15 protein-coding genes and 2 pseudogenes are annotated in these 17,084 nt (G+C 70.0%); 9 read left to right on the top strand and 8 right to left on the bottom strand.

Annotated features, from left to right (window positions below; genetic code table 11):
- Window positions 1-78 precede the first annotated feature (78 nt).
- The 5 genes and pseudogenes from ACWGKJ_RS04750 (at window position 79) to lysA (ending at window position 4,806) form a co-directional block, all read left to right on the top strand.
- Window positions 79-1,446, top strand: a complete 1,368-nt coding sequence (locus tag ACWGKJ_RS04750; RefSeq protein ID WP_385017835.1) for an L-serine ammonia-lyase — start codon at window positions 79-81, stop codon at window positions 1,444-1,446.
- Between the two features lie 11 nt (window positions 1,447-1,457).
- Window positions 1,458-2,111, top strand: a complete 654-nt coding sequence (locus ACWGKJ_RS04745) for a type IV toxin-antitoxin system AbiEi family antitoxin domain-containing protein (protein WP_385017833.1) — start codon at window positions 1,458-1,460, stop codon at window positions 2,109-2,111.
- Window positions 2,112-2,126: 15 nt separating this feature from the next.
- Window positions 2,127-2,692 (top strand): annotated as a pseudogene (locus ACWGKJ_RS04740) (nucleotidyl transferase AbiEii/AbiGii toxin family protein).
- Between the two features lie 405 nt (window positions 2,693-3,097).
- Window positions 3,098-3,472 (top strand): SAV_915 family protein, encoded by a 375-nt coding sequence (locus tag ACWGKJ_RS04735; RefSeq protein ID WP_385017608.1) that lies wholly within the window; start codon window positions 3,098-3,100, stop codon window positions 3,470-3,472.
- The gene (gene lysA, locus ACWGKJ_RS04730; RefSeq protein ID WP_385017605.1) at window positions 3,469-4,806 is read left to right on the top strand and encodes a diaminopimelate decarboxylase; all 1,338 of its coding nucleotides are present in this window, start codon (window positions 3,469-3,471) and stop codon (window positions 4,804-4,806) included. Before ACWGKJ_RS04735 ends, lysA begins: the two co-directional genes overlap by 4 nt.
- Window positions 4,807-4,908: 102 nt before the next feature.
- Here lysA and ACWGKJ_RS04725 read toward each other — a convergent pair whose 3' ends face one another.
- The 6 genes from ACWGKJ_RS04725 to ACWGKJ_RS04700 all read right to left on the bottom strand — a co-directional run bounded on the left by ACWGKJ_RS04725 (window position 4,909) and on the right by ACWGKJ_RS04700 (window position 9,704).
- A complete protein-coding gene (locus ACWGKJ_RS04725; protein WP_385017602.1) occupies window positions 4,909-5,700 on the bottom strand; it encodes an ABC transporter permease in 792 nt (263 codons plus the stop codon).
- Complete coding sequence (locus tag ACWGKJ_RS04720; RefSeq protein ID WP_385017830.1) at window positions 5,697-6,695, bottom strand: ATP-binding cassette domain-containing protein; 999 nt, start codon at window positions 6,693-6,695, stop codon at window positions 5,697-5,699. Before ACWGKJ_RS04720 ends, ACWGKJ_RS04725 begins: the two co-directional genes overlap by 4 nt.
- A gap of 142 nt (window positions 6,696-6,837) precedes the next feature.
- Window positions 6,838-7,680, bottom strand: coding sequence for a DUF4097 family beta strand repeat-containing protein (locus ACWGKJ_RS04715; protein ID WP_385017599.1), 843 nt, complete (start codon window positions 7,678-7,680; stop codon window positions 6,838-6,840).
- Window positions 7,681-7,806: 126 nt separating this feature from the next.
- Window positions 7,807-8,322: a toxin-antitoxin system HicB family antitoxin gene (locus ACWGKJ_RS04710; RefSeq protein ID WP_385017596.1), complete on the bottom strand. Its 516-nt coding sequence runs from the start codon at window positions 8,320-8,322 to the stop codon at window positions 7,807-7,809.
- A gap of 309 nt (window positions 8,323-8,631) precedes the next feature.
- Complete coding sequence (locus ACWGKJ_RS04705) at window positions 8,632-9,030, bottom strand: VOC family protein (protein WP_385017593.1); 399 nt, start codon at window positions 9,028-9,030, stop codon at window positions 8,632-8,634.
- 98 nt (window positions 9,031-9,128) lie between these two features.
- Complete coding sequence (locus ACWGKJ_RS04700) at window positions 9,129-9,704, bottom strand: TetR/AcrR family transcriptional regulator (protein ID WP_385017590.1); 576 nt, start codon at window positions 9,702-9,704, stop codon at window positions 9,129-9,131.
- Window positions 9,705-9,802: 98 nt separating this feature from the next.
- On the opposite strand from ACWGKJ_RS04700, the gene ACWGKJ_RS04695 reads away from it, so the two are divergent.
- The 3 genes and pseudogenes from ACWGKJ_RS04695 to ACWGKJ_RS04685 all read left to right on the top strand — a co-directional run bounded on the left by ACWGKJ_RS04695 (window position 9,803) and on the right by ACWGKJ_RS04685 (window position 13,317).
- On the top strand, window positions 9,803-11,344 hold the full coding sequence (locus ACWGKJ_RS04695) for an FAD-dependent monooxygenase (protein WP_385017587.1): 1,542 nt from the start codon (window positions 9,803-9,805) through the stop codon (window positions 11,342-11,344).
- 30 nt (window positions 11,345-11,374) lie between these two features.
- Window positions 11,375-12,026 (top strand): annotated as a pseudogene (locus ACWGKJ_RS04690) (CatB-related O-acetyltransferase).
- Between the two features lie 13 nt (window positions 12,027-12,039).
- The gene (locus ACWGKJ_RS04685) at window positions 12,040-13,317 is read left to right on the top strand and encodes an erythromycin esterase family protein (RefSeq protein ID WP_385017584.1); all 1,278 of its coding nucleotides are present in this window, start codon (window positions 12,040-12,042) and stop codon (window positions 13,315-13,317) included.
- 52 nt (window positions 13,318-13,369) lie between these two features.
- Here the strand turns inward: ACWGKJ_RS04685 and ACWGKJ_RS04680 are convergent, their stop codons facing one another.
- Entirely contained in the window at window positions 13,370-14,431 is a 1,062-nt protein-coding gene (locus ACWGKJ_RS04680) for a hypothetical protein (RefSeq protein WP_385017581.1), read from the bottom strand.
- Window positions 14,432-14,690: 259 nt separating this feature from the next.
- Entirely contained in the window at window positions 14,691-15,236 is a 546-nt protein-coding gene (locus ACWGKJ_RS04675) for a GtrA family protein (RefSeq protein ID WP_385017578.1), read from the bottom strand.
- A gap of 454 nt (window positions 15,237-15,690) precedes the next feature.
- Between ACWGKJ_RS04675 and ACWGKJ_RS04670 the strand changes: the two genes are divergently transcribed.
- Window positions 15,691-17,031, top strand: coding sequence for a S41 family peptidase (locus tag ACWGKJ_RS04670; RefSeq protein WP_385017575.1), 1,341 nt, complete (start codon window positions 15,691-15,693; stop codon window positions 17,029-17,031).
- Window positions 17,032-17,084: the final 53 nt, after the last annotated feature.

Here is a 17,084-nt window from a genome sequence, read left to right as displayed (position 1 = left end):
CACTTGCTCACCGCTGTACCGCGCTTTCTCTGCACCACCCCGGCAGACAACGGCGTCTACCTCACCAAGGAGTTCCCTGTGGCCATATCGGTCTTCGACCTCTTCTCGGTCGGCATCGGTCCGTCCAGCTCCCACACGGTGGGCCCGATGCGGGCCGCCCGGATGTTCGCCGCGCGGCTGAAGAACGAGGGTCTGCTGGCCCACACCGGCTCGGTCCGCGCCGAGCTCTTCGGTTCGCTGGGCGCAACGGGGCACGGACACGGAACCCCGAAGGCGGTACTCCTCGGCCTGGAGGGCGAGTCCCCGCGCACGGTCGATGTCGAGCACGCCGACGAGCGCATCGAGCAGATCCGCACCAGTGGCCGCATCAGCATCCTCGGCGCGCACGAGATCGGCTTCGACTACGACGCGGACCTGATCCTGCACCGGCGCAAGGCCCTGCCGTACCACGCGAACGGGATGACGGTCTTCGCGTACGACACCGAGGGCGCGCCGCTCCTGGAGAAGACGTACTACTCGGTGGGCGGCGGCTTCGTGGTGGACGAGGACGCCGTGGGCGAGGACCGCATCGTCCTGGACGACACCGTCCTGAAGCACCCTTTCCGTACCGGCGACGAGCTGCTGCGGCTGACCCGTGAGACCGGTCTCTCCATCTCCGCGCTGATGCTGGAGAACGAGAAGGCATGGCGCACGGAGGCGGAGATCCGTGCGGGGCTGCTGGACATCTGGGGCGTCATGCAGTCCTGTGTGGCCCGGGGGATGTCGCGCGAGGGCATACTCCCCGGCGGCCTCAAGGTCCGCCGCCGGGCGGCCAACTCGGCCCGCCAGCTGCGCGCCGAGGGCGACCCGCTGGCCCGCGCCATGGAGTGGATCACGCTCTACGCGATGGCCGTGAACGAGGAGAACGCGGCGGGCGGCCGCGTCGTGACCGCCCCCACGAACGGCGCGGCCGGCATCATCCCCGCCGTCCTGCACTACTACATCAACTTCGTCCCGGGCGCCGACGAGGAGGGCGTGGTCCGCTTCCTGCTCTCGGCGGGCGCCATCGGCATGCTCTTCAAGGAGAACGCCTCGATCTCGGGCGCCGAGGTCGGCTGCCAGGGCGAGGTCGGCTCCGCCTGCTCGATGGCGGCGGGCGCCCTGGCCGAGGTCCTGGGCGGCTCTCCCGAGCAGGTGGAGAACGCGGCGGAGATCGGCATGGAGCACAACCTGGGCCTGACCTGCGACCCGGTCGGCGGACTGGTCCAGATTCCGTGCATCGAGCGGAACGGCATGGCGGCGGTCAAGGCGGTCACGGCGGCCAAGATGGCGATGCGCGGCGACGGCAGCCACAAGGTCTCCCTGGACAAGGTCATCAAGACGATGAAGGACACCGGCGCCGACATGTCGGTCAAGTACAAGGAGACGGCCCGGGGAGGGCTCGCGGTGAACATCATCGAGTGCTGAGCAAGTAGGCCCTGACCAGCGCGTTCGTAGCGCTGTCAGGGCCTTCCCTGCTTACTTGGCGGAAAAACCCGCGCTTAGAGCAGCGGCTGGCCGGCCTCTCCCCCACATTCACCACAGCGCAGGCACGACAGGCCCTGCTCTCCCCTCGCGATCTGGCGCACTTGGCCACGGAGGGGGAGATAGACGAGCTGTCCCGTGGGGTGTACCGGCGGGCAGACGCCCCGGAGACGGCGCACGCGGATTTGCTGGCCGTGTGCGCACGGACCCATCGCGCCGTCGTGTGCGGTGAATCCGCCCTGGCCCTGCATGAACTGATCGACGACATCCCCGCAGCAGTACACATCGCCGTGCCGCGCGGTACACGCCGCCCGACGATTTCCTACCCGCCGACCGTGGTGGCGCAGTACGCCGCAAAGACCTTCGACCTCGGTATCGAACGGTTCGAAGCAGCCCCGGGAGAAACCATCCCCATGTACAGCCCAGCTCGCAGCGTCGTCGACGCAATGCGCCACCGCAGCCGCCTCGGCGAAACCCTCGCCCTGTCCGCGCTCGGCCGCTACCTGCGTCGAAGCGGGCGCGGCGGGATTAGCGAACTCCAGCACATCGCAAGCGAGTTGGACGCCCTCTCCGTCGTCCGCCCCGCCGTAGAGGCGGTGCTCGCCTGATGGTCAATCCCACCCGTGACCGTCCCCATCCGTGAGGAGGACGAGTACCACGGTCTACGCCTGTCGATGGCCGCCTCCATCCCCCGAGCACGACTCAAGCTCCAACTGGACATCAGCTTCGGCGACCCCGTCACCCCCGGCCCCCGGATCATCGAGTATCCGCAGCAACTCACGACGGACAGCTTCCAGATCCTCGGCTACCACTCGCCACCGTCATCGCCGAAAAACTCTCCACCGCCATCTCACTCGGCGACCTCAACACCCGCGACCGCGACTACGGCGACCTCTACCGCCTGCTCACCCTCAACGACCTGGACGGACAAGAACTCACCACAGCGCTGACCGCCACCGCCACACACCGCGGCATCACTCTCAAACCCCTCAGCACCACCATCACCGACCTCGGCGAGCGCCGCCAGACCTCCTACACCGCCTGGCGCCGTCGGCAAGGCACCGCCGCAACGAGCTACCCCGGAGGCTTCACGGACGTCACCCGGCAGGTCACCGCCTTCGCAGACACACTCCTCAACGGCGGTGCCGCCACCCTCACTTGGAGTGCGGCGACCCTCACGTGGTCATGAACCGGACCTGACTGACCGGCCAGGCTTTCGGGGCGAGCCCAGACCTACGCATGACGAGTGCGGGGCTCGCCGAAGCCGTCGCATTCCGCCCGAGCATCAACTGCCCAACCCCGCAGGCGTCTCACGCAGCAGGGATACGTGGTAATCAGCTCTCGACAAGAAGTCTCCAAAAAAAGTCCCTGACGTGACTCAAGGCAAGCCCGGGCATCGGCTCTGCCACCGGCTCCCGGTGGCCCGGCACGCAGGCCGTCAGCGATCCGTTACGACTCGGCCGTCCGGCGTCAGGGGCACATCATGAGACGGCGACCGGTGCGCGGGCGGGGCATAGCTTCGGTGTCACGTCCCGGGCTGCCTCCCCGCACCCGGGATGCCACCCGCTCCTCGTGGTTTCTCCGGGAGGTTCCCATGTGCCTGCGCTCCTACGACGACGATCCTGAACCCGAGGAACAGGTCCCGGCCGGGCCGTTGTACGTACCGGTCCTGCCGGGGCCCGCGCGCGCCGCGCTCCGTCTCTTCCGTACCCCGCTGGGCGTACGTACCACCGTTGCCTTCACCGAGGCGGCGATGGTCACCGCAGTGCTGGGCGAGGGCCAGGCGTGGATCGTGCTCTCCGAGCCCGCACTGCGTGCGATGGCCGAACCGCTCGGCGTGACACGGATGACGCTCGATCCGATGCTGACCGCTCCGCCGGTACGGGCCGACGCCCCGGCCCGTACGGTCGCGGAGCTCCGCGGGCCCGGACCTATGCCCACCCCGAGCGGAAGGAAGCTGGCCTCGTGACGACCACCCTCGCGTCCTCGCCCACGTCTGCGGCCGACGCCGATCTGTCGGTCTGGCCAGGCTCCACGACCCGGCTGCCGCACGGTGGTCTCGCGGTCGGTGGCGTCGATCTGGCCGAGATGGCCGAACGGTTCGGCACACCCACGTACGTCCTGGACAGGGGCGAGGTCCATGCGCGCTGCCGGGCCTACCGGGCTGCCTTTCCGCAGGCCGGCATCCTCTACGCCGCGAAGGCTTTCCTCTCCCGCGCGATGGTGCGCTGGATAGCGGCGGAGGGGCTCGGACTGGATGTCTGCTCGGCCGGAGAGCTCGAACTCGCTGTGACAGCCGGGTTTCCGGCCGGCCGGATCGTGCTGCACGGCAACGCCAAATCACCTCATGACCTCGCGGCCGCGCTACGGCTCGGAGTCGGGCGGATCGTCATCGACAATCCGTCGGAGATCGCGCAGCTGGCGGCAGCGGTGGGTCACGAGGGCCGTCAGAAGGTCATGGTCCGGGTCGTGCCGGGGGTGTCCGCCGGCGGGCATGTGAAGATCCGGACCGGAACGGACGACCAGAAGTTCGGCCTCTCCCTCACCGACGGACAGGCCCACCACGCGATCGCCCGTGTTCTCGGACAGCCCCAGCTCCAACTGACCGGCCTGCACTGCCATATCGGTTCGCAGCTCACCGATATCAAGCCGTACCTCGTGGCCGTGCGCCGCATGGTGGGGCTGATGGCCCGGGTGCGGGACACCCATGGGGTCGTCCTGCCCGAGCTGGACATGGGCGGCGGTCACGGCATCGCCTACCGGCCCGGAGAGGCCGCGCTGGACATCCCCGCGCTCTCCCGCAGACTGCGCGCCGAGCTGAGCGAGGGCTGCGCGGCCGCACGGCTGCCCGTGCCCCGTCTCCTCATCGAGCCCGGTCGCGCCGTGGTCGGCCCCGCGGGTGTGGCGCTCTACCGGGTGCTTTCGGTGAAGCGGACCGGTGAGCGGACGTTCGTCGCGGTGGACGGGGGCATGAGCGACAACCCCAGACCCGCGCTGTACGGCGTCCGCTACGCACCCAGGCTCATCGGGCGCCGCTCCACCGCCGGGACGCGCACGGCCACGGTGGTCGGCCGGCACTGCGAGGCGGGCGACATTCTCGCGGCCGACGTGGGTCTGCCGGGTGATATCCGGCCCGGTGACCTGCTCGCCGTACCGGTCGCCGGGGCCTACCAGCTGTCGATGGCATCCGGCTACAACCTCGTGGGCCGTCCGCCCGTGGTGGCGGTGGAGGACGGCCGGGCCAGGCTGCTCGTACGCCGGGAGACCCTGGCCGATTACCGCGCCCGCGATGTCGGTGCGTGAGCGGCCGGACTGCTGCGTTCAGGGCCGCCGCCCGGCCGGTCCCGGGGGTGGAAGAGCACCGGGGAGTGGGCCGTCACGGCGGTCGCTCCGGGGCCGTGGCGGTCACTTCGGGTCGCGGTTGAACTTCGAGGTGGACCAGAAGTAGCCGAGTACCGCGAGCGCCAGGCACCAGCCGACCGCGAGCCACCCGTTGTTGCCGATGTCGCCGCCGAGCAGCAGAGCCCGCAGCGTCTCGATGGCCGGCGTGAACGGCTGGTACCGGGCGACCGGCTGGAACCAGCCCGGCATCGCGTCGACCGGGACGAAGGCGCTGGAGAGCAGCGGCAGCAGGATCATCGGCATCGCGTTGTTGCTGGCGGCCTCGGCGTTCGGGCTGATCAGGCCCATGCCGACGGCGACCCAGGTGAGGGCCATGGCGAAGAGCACGAGCAGCCCGAAGGCCGCCAGCCACTCCAGGACGCCGGCGTCCCTGGACCGGAAGCCGATGGCCACGGCGACGGCGCCCACCAGGGCCACGCTCATGACCGCCTGCAGCACGCTGCCGACGACATGGCCGACGAGCACCGAACCGCGGTGGATCGCCATGGTGCGGAAGCGGGCGATGATGCCCTCGGTCATGTCGTTGGAGACGGACACCGCGGTCCCGACCACGGTGCCGCCGATGGTCATCAGCAGGATGCCCGGGACGATGTACGCGATGTACGCGGAGCGGTCCGCACCGCCGCCGCCGATGCCCGCGCTCATCACATCGCCGAAGAGGTAGACGAAGAGCAGCAGGAGCATGACCGGGGTGAGCAGCAGGTTCAGGGTCAGCGACGGATAGCGGCGCGCGTGCAGCAGATTGCGGCGCAGCATCGTGTGCGAGTCGCGTACGGCGAGGGAGAGGGCGCTCATCGGACAGCCTCCTTCGGCTGGTTGTTCTGGGCGGGCACGCTGGAGCCGGTGAGGGCGAAGAACACGTCGTCGAGATCGGGGGTGTGGACGCTCAGTTCGTCGGCCTCGACACCCAGCGAGTCCAGCTGGTCGAGGAGGGAGCGCAGTGCGCGCTGGCCGCCGTCGCTGGGGATCTGCAGCGACAGTGACTCGTCGTCCCGCGTGGCCTCGCGCAGGGCGACCGCGGCGGACCGGTAGGCGGCCGGGTCGGTGAAGCGGAGCCGGATGTGTCCGCCGGGGATGAGCCGCTTGAGCTCGTCGGCGGTGCCCTGCGCGGCGATCTTCCCGCCGTTGAGCACGGCGATGCGGTCGGCGAGTTCGTCGGCCTCGTCCAGGTACTGGGTGGTGAGGAAGACGGTGACGCCGCCGGAGACCAGTTCGCGAATGAGCCCCCACATGGCGTGCCGGCTGCGCGGGTCGAGACCGGTGGTCGGCTCGTCGAGGAAGATGATCCGCGGATCGCCGACCAGCGTCATGGCGATGTCGAGACGGCGCTTCATACCGCCCGAGTAGGTGGCGGCGGGCTTCTTCGCCGCCTCCACCAGGTCGAAGCGCTCCAGGAGTTCGGCGGCGGTCCGCCGTCCCTCCCGGCGCGGGAGGTGGTGCAGGTCCGCCATGAGGAGCATGTTCTCCTCGCCGGTGATCAGACCGTCGACGGCGGAGAACTGCCCGGTGACACCGATCGCGGCGCGCACGGCCTGCGGGGCGGCGGCCAGATCGTGGCCGTTGACCCGGATGGCACCGGAGCCGGGGCCGGCGGAGATGAGCGTGGAGAGGATCTGGACGACGGTGGTCTTGCCGGCGCCGTTCGGGCCGAGCAATGCGAAGACGGTGCCGGCCGGGATGCGCAGGTCGATCCCGTCGAGGACGAGCTTGTCGCCGTAGGACTTGCGCAGACCGACGGCGGATACGGCTTCGGGCGGTTCCTGGCCCTGGACGTATCCGGGCATGGGCATGACAGACGAAGGCATGAAGCCCTCCCTTTCGAAGGCTTGCGGGGCTGGGCGTGAGCGAGCGGGTGCGGGCCAGTGCGGGTGGGCGAGCGCGCGTGGGCCAGTGGGCGTGGGCCAGTGGGCGTGGGCCAGTGGGCGGCCGGGGTCAGACCCTGGCGCGGTGGATGTCGATGTTCCCGTAACGCGTACGGGCGTGGACCTCGACCGTGTCCTCGGACTCCCCCGGGCTCTCGGACGCGGCGAGCGTGCTGCGCACCTGTCCATGACCGGAGTTGACGTCGAGCCAGGCGGCGGTGCCTTCGCGTACGCCCAGGTCGATGGCGCCGTAGGAGGTCTCCAGCCGGACGGATCCGCGGCTGACCTCGGCGACGCGCAGGGTGCCGTTGGCCGTGGTGGCGACGACCGAACCCTCGGCGCGCGCGATGTCGATGTCGCCGTTGGCACCACTCACCCGCAGGTCACCGGTGGCGACGCCGACGGTCGTGGTGCCGTGCGAGTTCTTCAGGACGGCGGGCCCGTCGACGGTGCCGACACGCATGCCGCCGAAGCTGCTGGTGATCTCGGCCGCGCCCTGGACCCGATCCACGGTGATCGAGCCGTGGGAGGCGGTGAGTTGGAGCGGCCCGGTCGCGTCGAGGCGGACGTCACCGCCCGAGGTCTTCACACGGACCTCGCCGAGCCGTCCCTCACCGAGCACCTGGGTCCAGGAGCCGGTCGCCTCGATGCGCGAGCCCGTGGGCAGTCCGACCGTCACGTCAACGACGCCGGAGGGCCCGATCATGCGACGCTCCTTCGTCCTGACGGTCAGGACGCCGCCGGCGTAAGTGACCTCGGTCTGCTCGGCGGCCCGCACGTCCTTGTCGCGCTTCGGGTCGCGGGGCTGCACCTCGACGACAGTGTCGGGGCGGTCATCCGCGGCGAAGTGGATGGAACCGGCGCCCACGTGGGCGGTGACCGAAATCGGTTCGGGAGTACTGAAAGAAGGCATAGCTGTCCCGTCCTCTTGGGTATGCGTGGCGTCCCCGCTGGTGGGACGTGGTGTGGTGGGTGACGCTGGTGGGCGTGGCGGTGCGTGTGACGTGATGTGCGTGACGTGGCGCGGGCGGGCCTCTGGCTAGCGCACCCAGCCCGTGTAGCCCTGCCCGATGGTCCGGGTCTTCTCCGTCGTACGCGGCCGGTTACCGCCGTCGACCGCGGCCGAAACGGCGCGCACCAGCCATGCGTTGACCGACAGCCCCTCGCCGGCCGCGGCCTCCTCGGCGCGGGCCTTGAGGTGGGCCGGCAGGCGCAGGTTGACACGGGCGGTGCCACCCTCGTCGCCGTCGGGCGCGGACGTGGTCCTGAGCGACTCGACGGGCGTGACCGGCTCCGCGGGGGCGCCGCCGGCCGGCGGCAGCGTCACCACGAAGTCGGGGTCGAGCCCGCGCAGCCGTACGTCGACCGAGCCGGGAGCGAGGTCACGGGTGATCTCGCCCATCGCGGCGGAGAGCACGTTGAGCAGGGTCAGCCGGGTCGCCGACTCCAAGGGCGCGGTGAGCCTGTCGGCCAGCTCACGGGCTTCGTCGCCGCCGGCTTCGGCGGCCACCGCGAGTTCACGGCGGAGGGTGTCGACATACGGGGTGAGGTCCATGACGTCATCATGGCACCACATTGGCGCCACTCGCAAGCGCGCATGGCGCCTTTCCGGGAACTGAAGCGCGAAGGGCGCCCGTGAGCGGCGTAGATGCGCACAGATTGACTGGGAAAAACGTGGCGCAACCAATCCTCAGGAACTTCCAGAGAGAAAGGAATGGTGCGGATGGCGCTACCTGCGCCAGTTGGTGCCAGGCGGTGCCACCCTGCGCCATTGCACACACGGTGGCCATCGAAGCACTCACCGGAGCCCTCCGTCTGCCCCCGACCGGAGAACAGAGAACAGCAGAGCCCCTGACCCGTAGGGCTAGCTTCGCTGCGGCGCCAGGCTGCGCACGACGCAGAACTCATTGCCTTCGATATCCGCCATGACCACCCAGTTCCGGTCCGGCCCCTGGCCCACGTCGACCTTGGTGGCGCCGAGGCCGAGCAATCTGACCACCTCGTCCTCGGTGCTGCCGTCGACCGGGCTGATGTCGAGGTGCAGCCGGTTCTTGACGGCCCTGCCCTCGGGCACGTGGATGAACTGCAGGGTGGGCGGCATCTGGCGGGCCCGTATGCCCTCGACGGTCGGCACCCAGGAAGCGATCTCGACCTTGCCTTCGCGCCGGTCGATCACCTTGAAGTCAAGGACCGCGCACCAGAATGCGGCGAGCCGCTCCGGGTCACGGCAGTCAACGGTCAGCTCAGTGAACCTGCTTGTCATGACTCTCCCGGATAGACAGGTCTGCGCAGAAAGGTCGTTCGGGCCCCGAGGGGTACGACGCGTGGCCGGCCATCACCATCACCCTTCGCCGGCTTGCTTCATGACGGCTTGCCCATGCCGGCGAAGAGGGCGTGGACGACACGGTCGACGTACTCATGGGTCAGGGGTTCCTGGGTGATCAGGAATTGGAAATAGAGCGGGCCGGAGAGGATCGCCATGGCGAGGCTCAGGTCGAAGTCGGGCGACAACTGGCCTTGGTCCTGCGCCGCCTTCAACCGGGCGACGGTCAAGTCGGCCTGGACGGCGATCAAGCGCTCATTGAGCGCCGCGGCGATCTGGGGGTCGTACTGGGCCTCGCCGACCAGGGCCTGGTACAGCGGACCGAAGGGGGGATTGGCCAGCAGATCGACGGCCGCGTGGATCTGGGTGCGCAGGTCGGCGACGATGTCGCCTGTGTCGGGGTACTCCAGGCTGGCCTTGTGCAGTGAGAGGAGCGCGTCCAGGAGCAGAGCACCCTTGGACGGCCATCTGCGGTAGATCGTGTGTTTCCCCGCGCCGGCTCGGGCTGCGATCGCTTCGATGCTGAGTTTCGCGTAGCCGATCTCCTGACCCAGTTCCAGCGTGGTCCGCATGATGGCCTCGGTCCGGGCGGCTCCGCGCCGGGAGTCTGTCATGGCGCCACCCTAACGGCACGGCACGTGCCGCACTTGACGGGATGCCGAGCTGTGCAATTCTATCGGCACGACACGTGCCGTTCCAAAGGGGGGAGCGTATGGACACTGACGTGATCATCGTGGGATCCGGTCCCACCGGCCTGATGCTGGCGTGCGAACTGCGCCTGGCCGGGGTGCACCCCCTGGTGCTGGAGCGCCATCCGCATCGCCGGGACACCCCGAAGGCCGGTGGCCTCGGCGGGCAGATCCTGGAACTGCTGCGGTACCGGGGCCTGCTGGAGCGGTTCGAGGCCGCCTGCACCGGCCCCGTACCGGCCCCTCGGTTCCCGTTCGGCGGCGTCCATATCGACCTGACCCGGCTCGCCGACCCTCCGATGCACGCCCTGCCACTCCCGCAGCAGCAGCTCGAAAAGGTACTCGCCGAACGCGCCCGTGAGCTCGGAGTCGAGATCCGCCACGGGCACCAGGTGTCGGGAGTCGTCCAGGACACGGCGGCCGTGACCGCGGAGGTGCTCGGCCCGGACGGACCGTACCGGGTGACCGCCCGGTACCTGGCGGGCTGCGACGGCGCCCGCAGCCGGGTGCGGGACGCGGCGGGCATCGCCTTTCCCGGCACCACGTATCCGGAAGTCAACCGGCTGGCCCAGGTCACCCTGCCGGACACCGTGACCGTGCTCGGCAACGGGGATCTCGACGTCGCAGGCTTCGGCACGGTCAAGGGGGGCTCCACACGAACGGCCACCGGTCTTCTGGGCGTTGGCGCATCGCCCGAATCCCCCGTGGTCTCCCTCTACACCACCGAGGACGAGAGCGACGAGTACGACGACGACGTCCCGATGTCCGTGACCGAATTCCGGGACAGCCTCCGGCGCGTCCTGGGCGTGGGTCTTCCGCTGGCCGAAGCGGTCCGACTGCCGCGGTTCACCTTCAAGGCCCGGCACGCCGAGCGTTACCGGCAGGGGCGGATCCTGCTGGCCGGTGACGCGGCACACCTGTTCCCCGCGACCGGCGTCGCGATCAACGCCGGCATGCTCGACGCGGTCAACCTGGCCTGGAAGCCGGCCGCCGACATCCACGGCACGGCCCCCGACGGCCTGCTGGACACCTACCACGAGGAACGGCACTTCGCCGGCGCGCGCACCCTGCTCCACACCCGGGCCCAGGTGGCGCTGCGGCGCGGGACCGACCCGGCGGCCGAAGCGCTCCGCGAGCTCTTCCAGGAGCTGCTCGCCGACGAGCAGCCGCTGCGCCGCATGGGGGCGCTGGTCGCGGGCGCTGACATCCGCTACCCGGTGCCCGGACCGTCCGGGGACCACCCGTTGGCCGGAGCCTTCGCCCCCAACCTCACCCTCCACAGCGACCGCGGGGTGACCGGTGTCGGCGAACTCCTGTACACCGCACGGCCCCTGCTCCCGGACCTCGTCGACCGCGAGGGCCTCCGCCGGGCGGCCGGAGCCTGGCGGACCCGTGTCGACGTCTGCACCGCCAAGACCGAGGACCGCCCCGCGGACGCCCTCCTGATCCGGCCCGACGCACACATCGCCTGGGCCGCCGCCGTCGACGAATCCCCCGACAACGCCGTACCGGCGCTCCGCGAAGCGCTCGGCCGCTGGTTCGGCGCCGCCGAAGCGCGCGTCTGAAGCCCGCCCTCCGGAAGGAAACGATCACAGATGCCGCCCGTACCCGCCGACCCGACCCAGGTTCATCCCATGCCCGACCAGCCCCGGGTCGTGCTCCTCAGGCCACTGGTGACCTCACCGCTGATCGAGGTCGGGGAGTTCACGTACTACGACGATCCCGGGGACCCGACCGCCTTCGAGAACCGCAACGTCCTCTACCACTACGGGCCCGAGAAACTCGTCATCGGAAATCTGTGCGCTGGGCGAGGGCGTGCGGTTCCTCATGAACGGCGCCAACCACCGGATGGACGGCCCCTCCACATTCCCCTTCCCCATCATGGGCGGCTCCTGGGCCGACCACTTCGACCTCATCACCGGGCTGCCCGGACGGGGTGACACCACAGTGGGCAACGACGTCTGGTTCGGGTACCGGACCACGGTGATGCCCGGCGTCCGTATCGGGCACGGAGCGATCATCGCCTCCGGCTCGGTCGTCGTGGAGGACGTCCGCGACTACGGCATCGTCGGCGGCAATCCCGCCCGGCTGCTGCGCCGCCGCTACCGCGACGCCGACATCGACCGTCTCCTCGCACTGGCCTGGTGGCACTGGCCCCTGCCGCATCTCACTGAACACCTCCCCACGATCATGTCCGGCACGGTCGACGACCTGGAGGCCGCAGCCCCCGGCCCCTCCCCGCACTGAATCGAGCCTCACCATGACCCGTTTCTCCCCCGGGACCCCGTTCACCCACTGGCTTCGCGAACGAGCTGTCCCGCTCACCCACCTCGACCCGCAGGCGCCGCTCGACGACCTGGAACCGCTGCGCGGCATCATCGGAGACGCCCGCATCGTCGCGATCGGCGAACACTCCCACTTCGTCGAAGAGTTCGCGCTTCTGCGGCGCCGCCTGCTGAGGTTCCTCGTCGAACGCTGCGGCTTCACCGTCCTGGCCTTCGAGTACGGTTTCAGCGAAGGCTTCCCTCTGGATGCCTGGGCCCGGGGAGAGGGCGCCGATGAGGACCTGGCGGTCCACCTCGCCACAGCGGTCCCCGTAGGGCTCACCGAACCCCTGCAATGGGTACGTCAGCACAACCGCACCGCCTCAGCACCGGTGGGCTTCGCCGGCATCGACATCCCGGCGGCGGGCGGATCCCTGTTGCCCGCCCTGTCACCGGTCGCCGACTACCTGCGCCGCATCGACCCCCAGACCGTGCCGGCAGCCGAGACGGCTCTGCGGATCGCCGGGTCGTTCGCCGGCGGCTCCGCAGCCGTGGCCGCACCCGCCTGGGCGCGCCTGCCCACCACCGAGCAGAACACCCTCACCGCAATCCTCGCCCGCCTCCTCGTCCGCTTCCGCGCCCTCGAACCCCTGTACGCCACCCGCGGCGACCGGCACGACTACGACCTCGCCCTGCACCGCCTCGAAGGCGCCTGCCACGCCGACTACACCTTCCGCGCCATGGCCGGTCTGTTCGCGGGCAACGGCCTCACCGCCGACACCTCGGCCCGGGACGCCTACATGGCCAGTTCGGTCCTCTGGCACCTGGAACGTATCGATCCCGGCGCCCGTATCGTCCTGGCCGCCCACAACGCCCACATCCAGACGACACCCATCTCCTTCGACGGGCACCTCACGGGGCTGCCCATGGGACAGCAACTGCGGCGTGCACTGGGCGATACCTACTTCGCGCTCGGCCTGACCAGCATCGGCGGACACACCGCGGACATGCGCCGCGACGAGACAGCACCCTTCGGCTTCACCCTCGGCGACACGGCACTGGAACCGCCCGAACCCGGAAGCATCGAGTGCGCCTTTGCCGACGGCGGCCTCGGACTCGGTATCGCCGATCTCCGCAGGGCACGGACGGAGGCTTCCGACTGCCCCGACCGCATCCGCCTCCAGGGCACCTCTGTGCACACCCCGGTCGTCGACGCCTTCGACGCCGTCCTGACCACCCCTGCCTCCACCGTCACCGCGGACCTCCGTATCTGATGGCGGAGCGGGTGAGCGCCTGTGGCGGAGAGGCTGAGCGCCTGCGTGCGCGTCAGCCCATGGTGATCGTCATATGGGCCTCACCGGGGCCGGGCGGGCGTATCCGGGACACCGTCTCGAAGGAGTGCAGCCGGCCCTCGGTGAGAGCGAGACGTGGCAGAGCGACCCCGTACAGGTCGGCGATGGCATCCAGTTCCCGGCCCTGGGCGCCCCACTGAGCGGCTGGCCTCTCACTGTCGGATTTTTCGGTGTCGGATTTTTCGGTGCCGAAACCGAGAAGATCCGGGGCCAGCCCGGCGGGCACGGCGCCTGAGCTGTGCTCCGTCACCCCGTCCCGCACCGTGAACGCGTACAGCGGCATCCCGCCCCGGGCCATCGACACATGGAAGAGCGGGGTACGCCCGCCCCCATCGCTCCACACCACGATCGCGTGGCCACCACGGGCGGATGCCGCCTGCGCCGGAGAGACGAACCGCTCCATGGAGAAGGCAGGCGGGCCGTCCTCGAACCCGAAGCTCCAGCCCTGGCCCGCCCGCCCGACGCTGAGCAGCGCCTTGTCGTCGTAGCCGGAGAACGTCCGCAGATCGGGGCGGTGATGGTGACGGACTCTCCAGTGCAGCAGCGGTGGGGCGAGCGCCGTGTCGGATGAGGAACCGAGCAGGACGGGCAGTTCGTCCGGGGCGACCCCTTCGACCAGGACCATCCGGTAGCCGGACGGTGACGACTGCCCGGGTCGCAGACCACCGGGGCGCGCCAGCCAGGAGAGGCCGCCCGGGTCCTGGTCGCGGGCGGGGCCGGGGGCCGGGCCCCGCTCGCCGCCGCGCGGGGATTCCGGCAGCTCCAGGCGCCGGCCAGCGGTGAGCACAGGCGCGAGCAGAGGGTCGGCGAGCAGGCCCACCGGGGCGATATGGGCGGGGCCGAGCGGCTCCCACACCGGGATCGCGGCGCGCACGGTCCGCCAGGCAGTATCGGTGTCACCCCAACGGGCATGCTCGCGGGCCTCGTCGACCGCCTGGCCGAACGCGCCGCCCGGCCGGTAGCGGTAGGTCCCCCGCTCATCTCGCGCGGGATGTCCGCGACGGGCGGAGACGAGCGGACAGTCGGACGAACACACCAGCCCATGAGTACACGAGCCCACCAACCGACGACCTGATCGGCACACCACCCCACCAGCAGACGAGCTGACCAGTACACGATCCCACCAGCACACCAGCCGACCAGCACACCAGCCGATCAGTGGACGACCTGATCAGTGGACATCCCGACCAATACATGACCTCACGAGCGTACGAACCAACGAGCACGCCGCACCGCCAGGTTCCGGGGACCCGGCCGGGGCCGGTCTGCTGCCCCTGGTCGCGGGCTCCGGGGGGTCAGGGCCCGTGCGAGGAAGAGGAAGAGGAAGAGGAAGAGGAAGAGGAAGAGGAAGAGGACGGGGACGGGGATGATGAGGAAGTGGGTGGTATCACCCGGAACACCCAGGTGCGGTAGGACCAGAATCGGAAGAGGGTGGCGATGGCGATGCCGAGGAACTTGAATACGTTGCTCTGCAGCGGGCTGTCCCACCCGAAGCCGTACGTGGCCAGATAGAGAATGCCGTTCTCGATCACCAGGCCGATGGCGCTGAACACCAGGAAGAGCCCCATCTCGCGGGTGCAGCCGCTCTTGTCGCGGTCCCGGTAGACGAAGTAACGGAATCCGATGTAGTTGAAGGCGATCGACACGACGGTGGCGATCACACTCGCGCTCACCACGGGGATCGAGGTGGCGTGGCGCACGAGGTTGAACACCAGGAGGTTCACCGCCACACCGGATGCCCCGACGGCGGCGAATTTCGCGACCTCCCGCGCCCTGGGAGGCGGCGACGCCGTTCGTACCGGCTGCTCGCCTCGTACCGCTTGCTCGCCTCGTACAGCCATCGGCGCAGTTCCTTCGGAGGGTCAGATCAGCTGTGGGGTTCGGCGCCCTCTCGGGCAGTGGCCATCGGACGGGCGCCGCAGCGGGCTGCCGGCTGAATGCCGTGGATACCTGGATGAGGCGGGGCACTGCCGTGCCGCGCCCTCGGCCGGGCGGACATCCCCAGAAGGGCCCGTCCCTCGCCGTACTGGTCGTGCGGGTCGCCGGGCCGGTCGTGGTGGCGCGCGACGCCGTCATCTCCAGACTCCCACTGGACGTCTGCCTGTCAAGGCGATCAAGAAGCGGCGCGGTCGGGAAGCGGGGCGGTCAGGAAGCGGGGCGGTCGGGCAGTCGCCGGGCGTCCGGACCCGGGGGATGTCCCCCCTGCCGGTCCACCGGCCCGCCGGATGTTCCCGTACGCGCCGGTCGGCGATCCTCGGAGCGCTGACGCAGATCGCGTACAGGGGAGGGAAGACGGTGCGACACAGGAGCAGCAGGGCCGCGACCGCCGTCGTGGCACTGACCCTCGCGGGCGGGGCGGTGGCACCCGCGTCGGCGGCACCCCGGCCGGCTGTCGACGGGGTGTGGCGCGTGAACGGTTACGGGACCGTCCTGTCGATCGCGGACGGGCGGCTGCAGGAGTACCAGACGACGGCGGTCAGCTGTCTGAAGGGCGACGCGGCGCGGCAGACGGCGCCGGGCGTGTACCGCACCGCTGACGGAACGGATCTCACCGTCCGGGCGACGGGGTCGCTGCGGGAGGCGGGTTCGCCGGGGTACAAGGAACTGCGGCGGATCGCGGCGCTCCCGGCGGCGTGCGGGCGGGCGACGCCCGAGGACCCCGTGACGACGTTCGATGTGTTCTGGCAGTCCTTCGAGGAGAACTACCCCTTCTTCGCCGCCAAGGGCATCGACTGGCACGCCGTACGGGACAGGTACCGCCCCACCGTGCACGCCGGTACGACCAGGGACGAACTCTTCGCCCTCTTCAGCGAGATGGTGCGGCCGCTGTACGACGCCCATGTCGCCGTGCTCGACGGCGACCGCCACTTCGCCCAGGTCCGTCCGGGTACGGCCATGCTCAGCCAGGAGCTTGACACCAAGGTCAAGTCGTACATCGTGCGGCGCGACCTCGGGGGCGCGCAGCCGCAGGAGTTCGCGAACGGCCGGATCAGCTACGCGGATCTGCCCGGCGGCCAGGGCTATCTCCGTATCTCCGGATTCGCGGCCTACGACCGGCAGGACCCCTCGTACGGCGCGCAGCTCGCCGAGCTCGACAGGGCGCTGGACACCGTGCTCACCGTCCGGCGCACGGCTTCCCTCCGGGGGCTGGTCATCGATCTGCGGATCAACGGCGGCGGCTCCGACTCCCTGGGGCTGCACATCGCCGGTCGGCTGACCGACACCCCGTACCTCGCCTACCGGAAGCGCACCCGGTACACGCGGCCGCAGCCCATCCAGGTGGAACCGGCCGCGGGCGTGCCCCGCTACACCGGTCCGGTCGCCGTGCTGACCGCCGGTACGACGGTGAGCGCGGGCGAGACCTTCACCCAGGCCCTCATCGGCCGCCCCGGCAGGACCGTCCGCGTCGGGGAGCCCACACAGGGGGTCTTCTCCGATGTCCTGGAGCGCGTGCTCCCCAACGGTATGGAGGTCTGGCTCCCGAACGAGGAGTTCCTGACCGGCTCGGGGCGGACCTTCGACGGCACCGGTATCCCGCCGCAGCTTCGGACACCGGTCTTCACCGATGAGGAGTTCGCGAAGAACCGGGACTCGGCCTTCGACCGGGCCGTCGCGGTGCTTTCCCCGCGGTCCTGATGGGTCGTCAACAACGTCTTCAACAACGTCATCAACTTCAACAACGTCATCAA

It is taken from the genome of Streptomyces sp. NPDC054757 (assembly GCF_053612185.1).
This window is presented reverse-complemented; position numbering and strand designations above follow the sequence as displayed.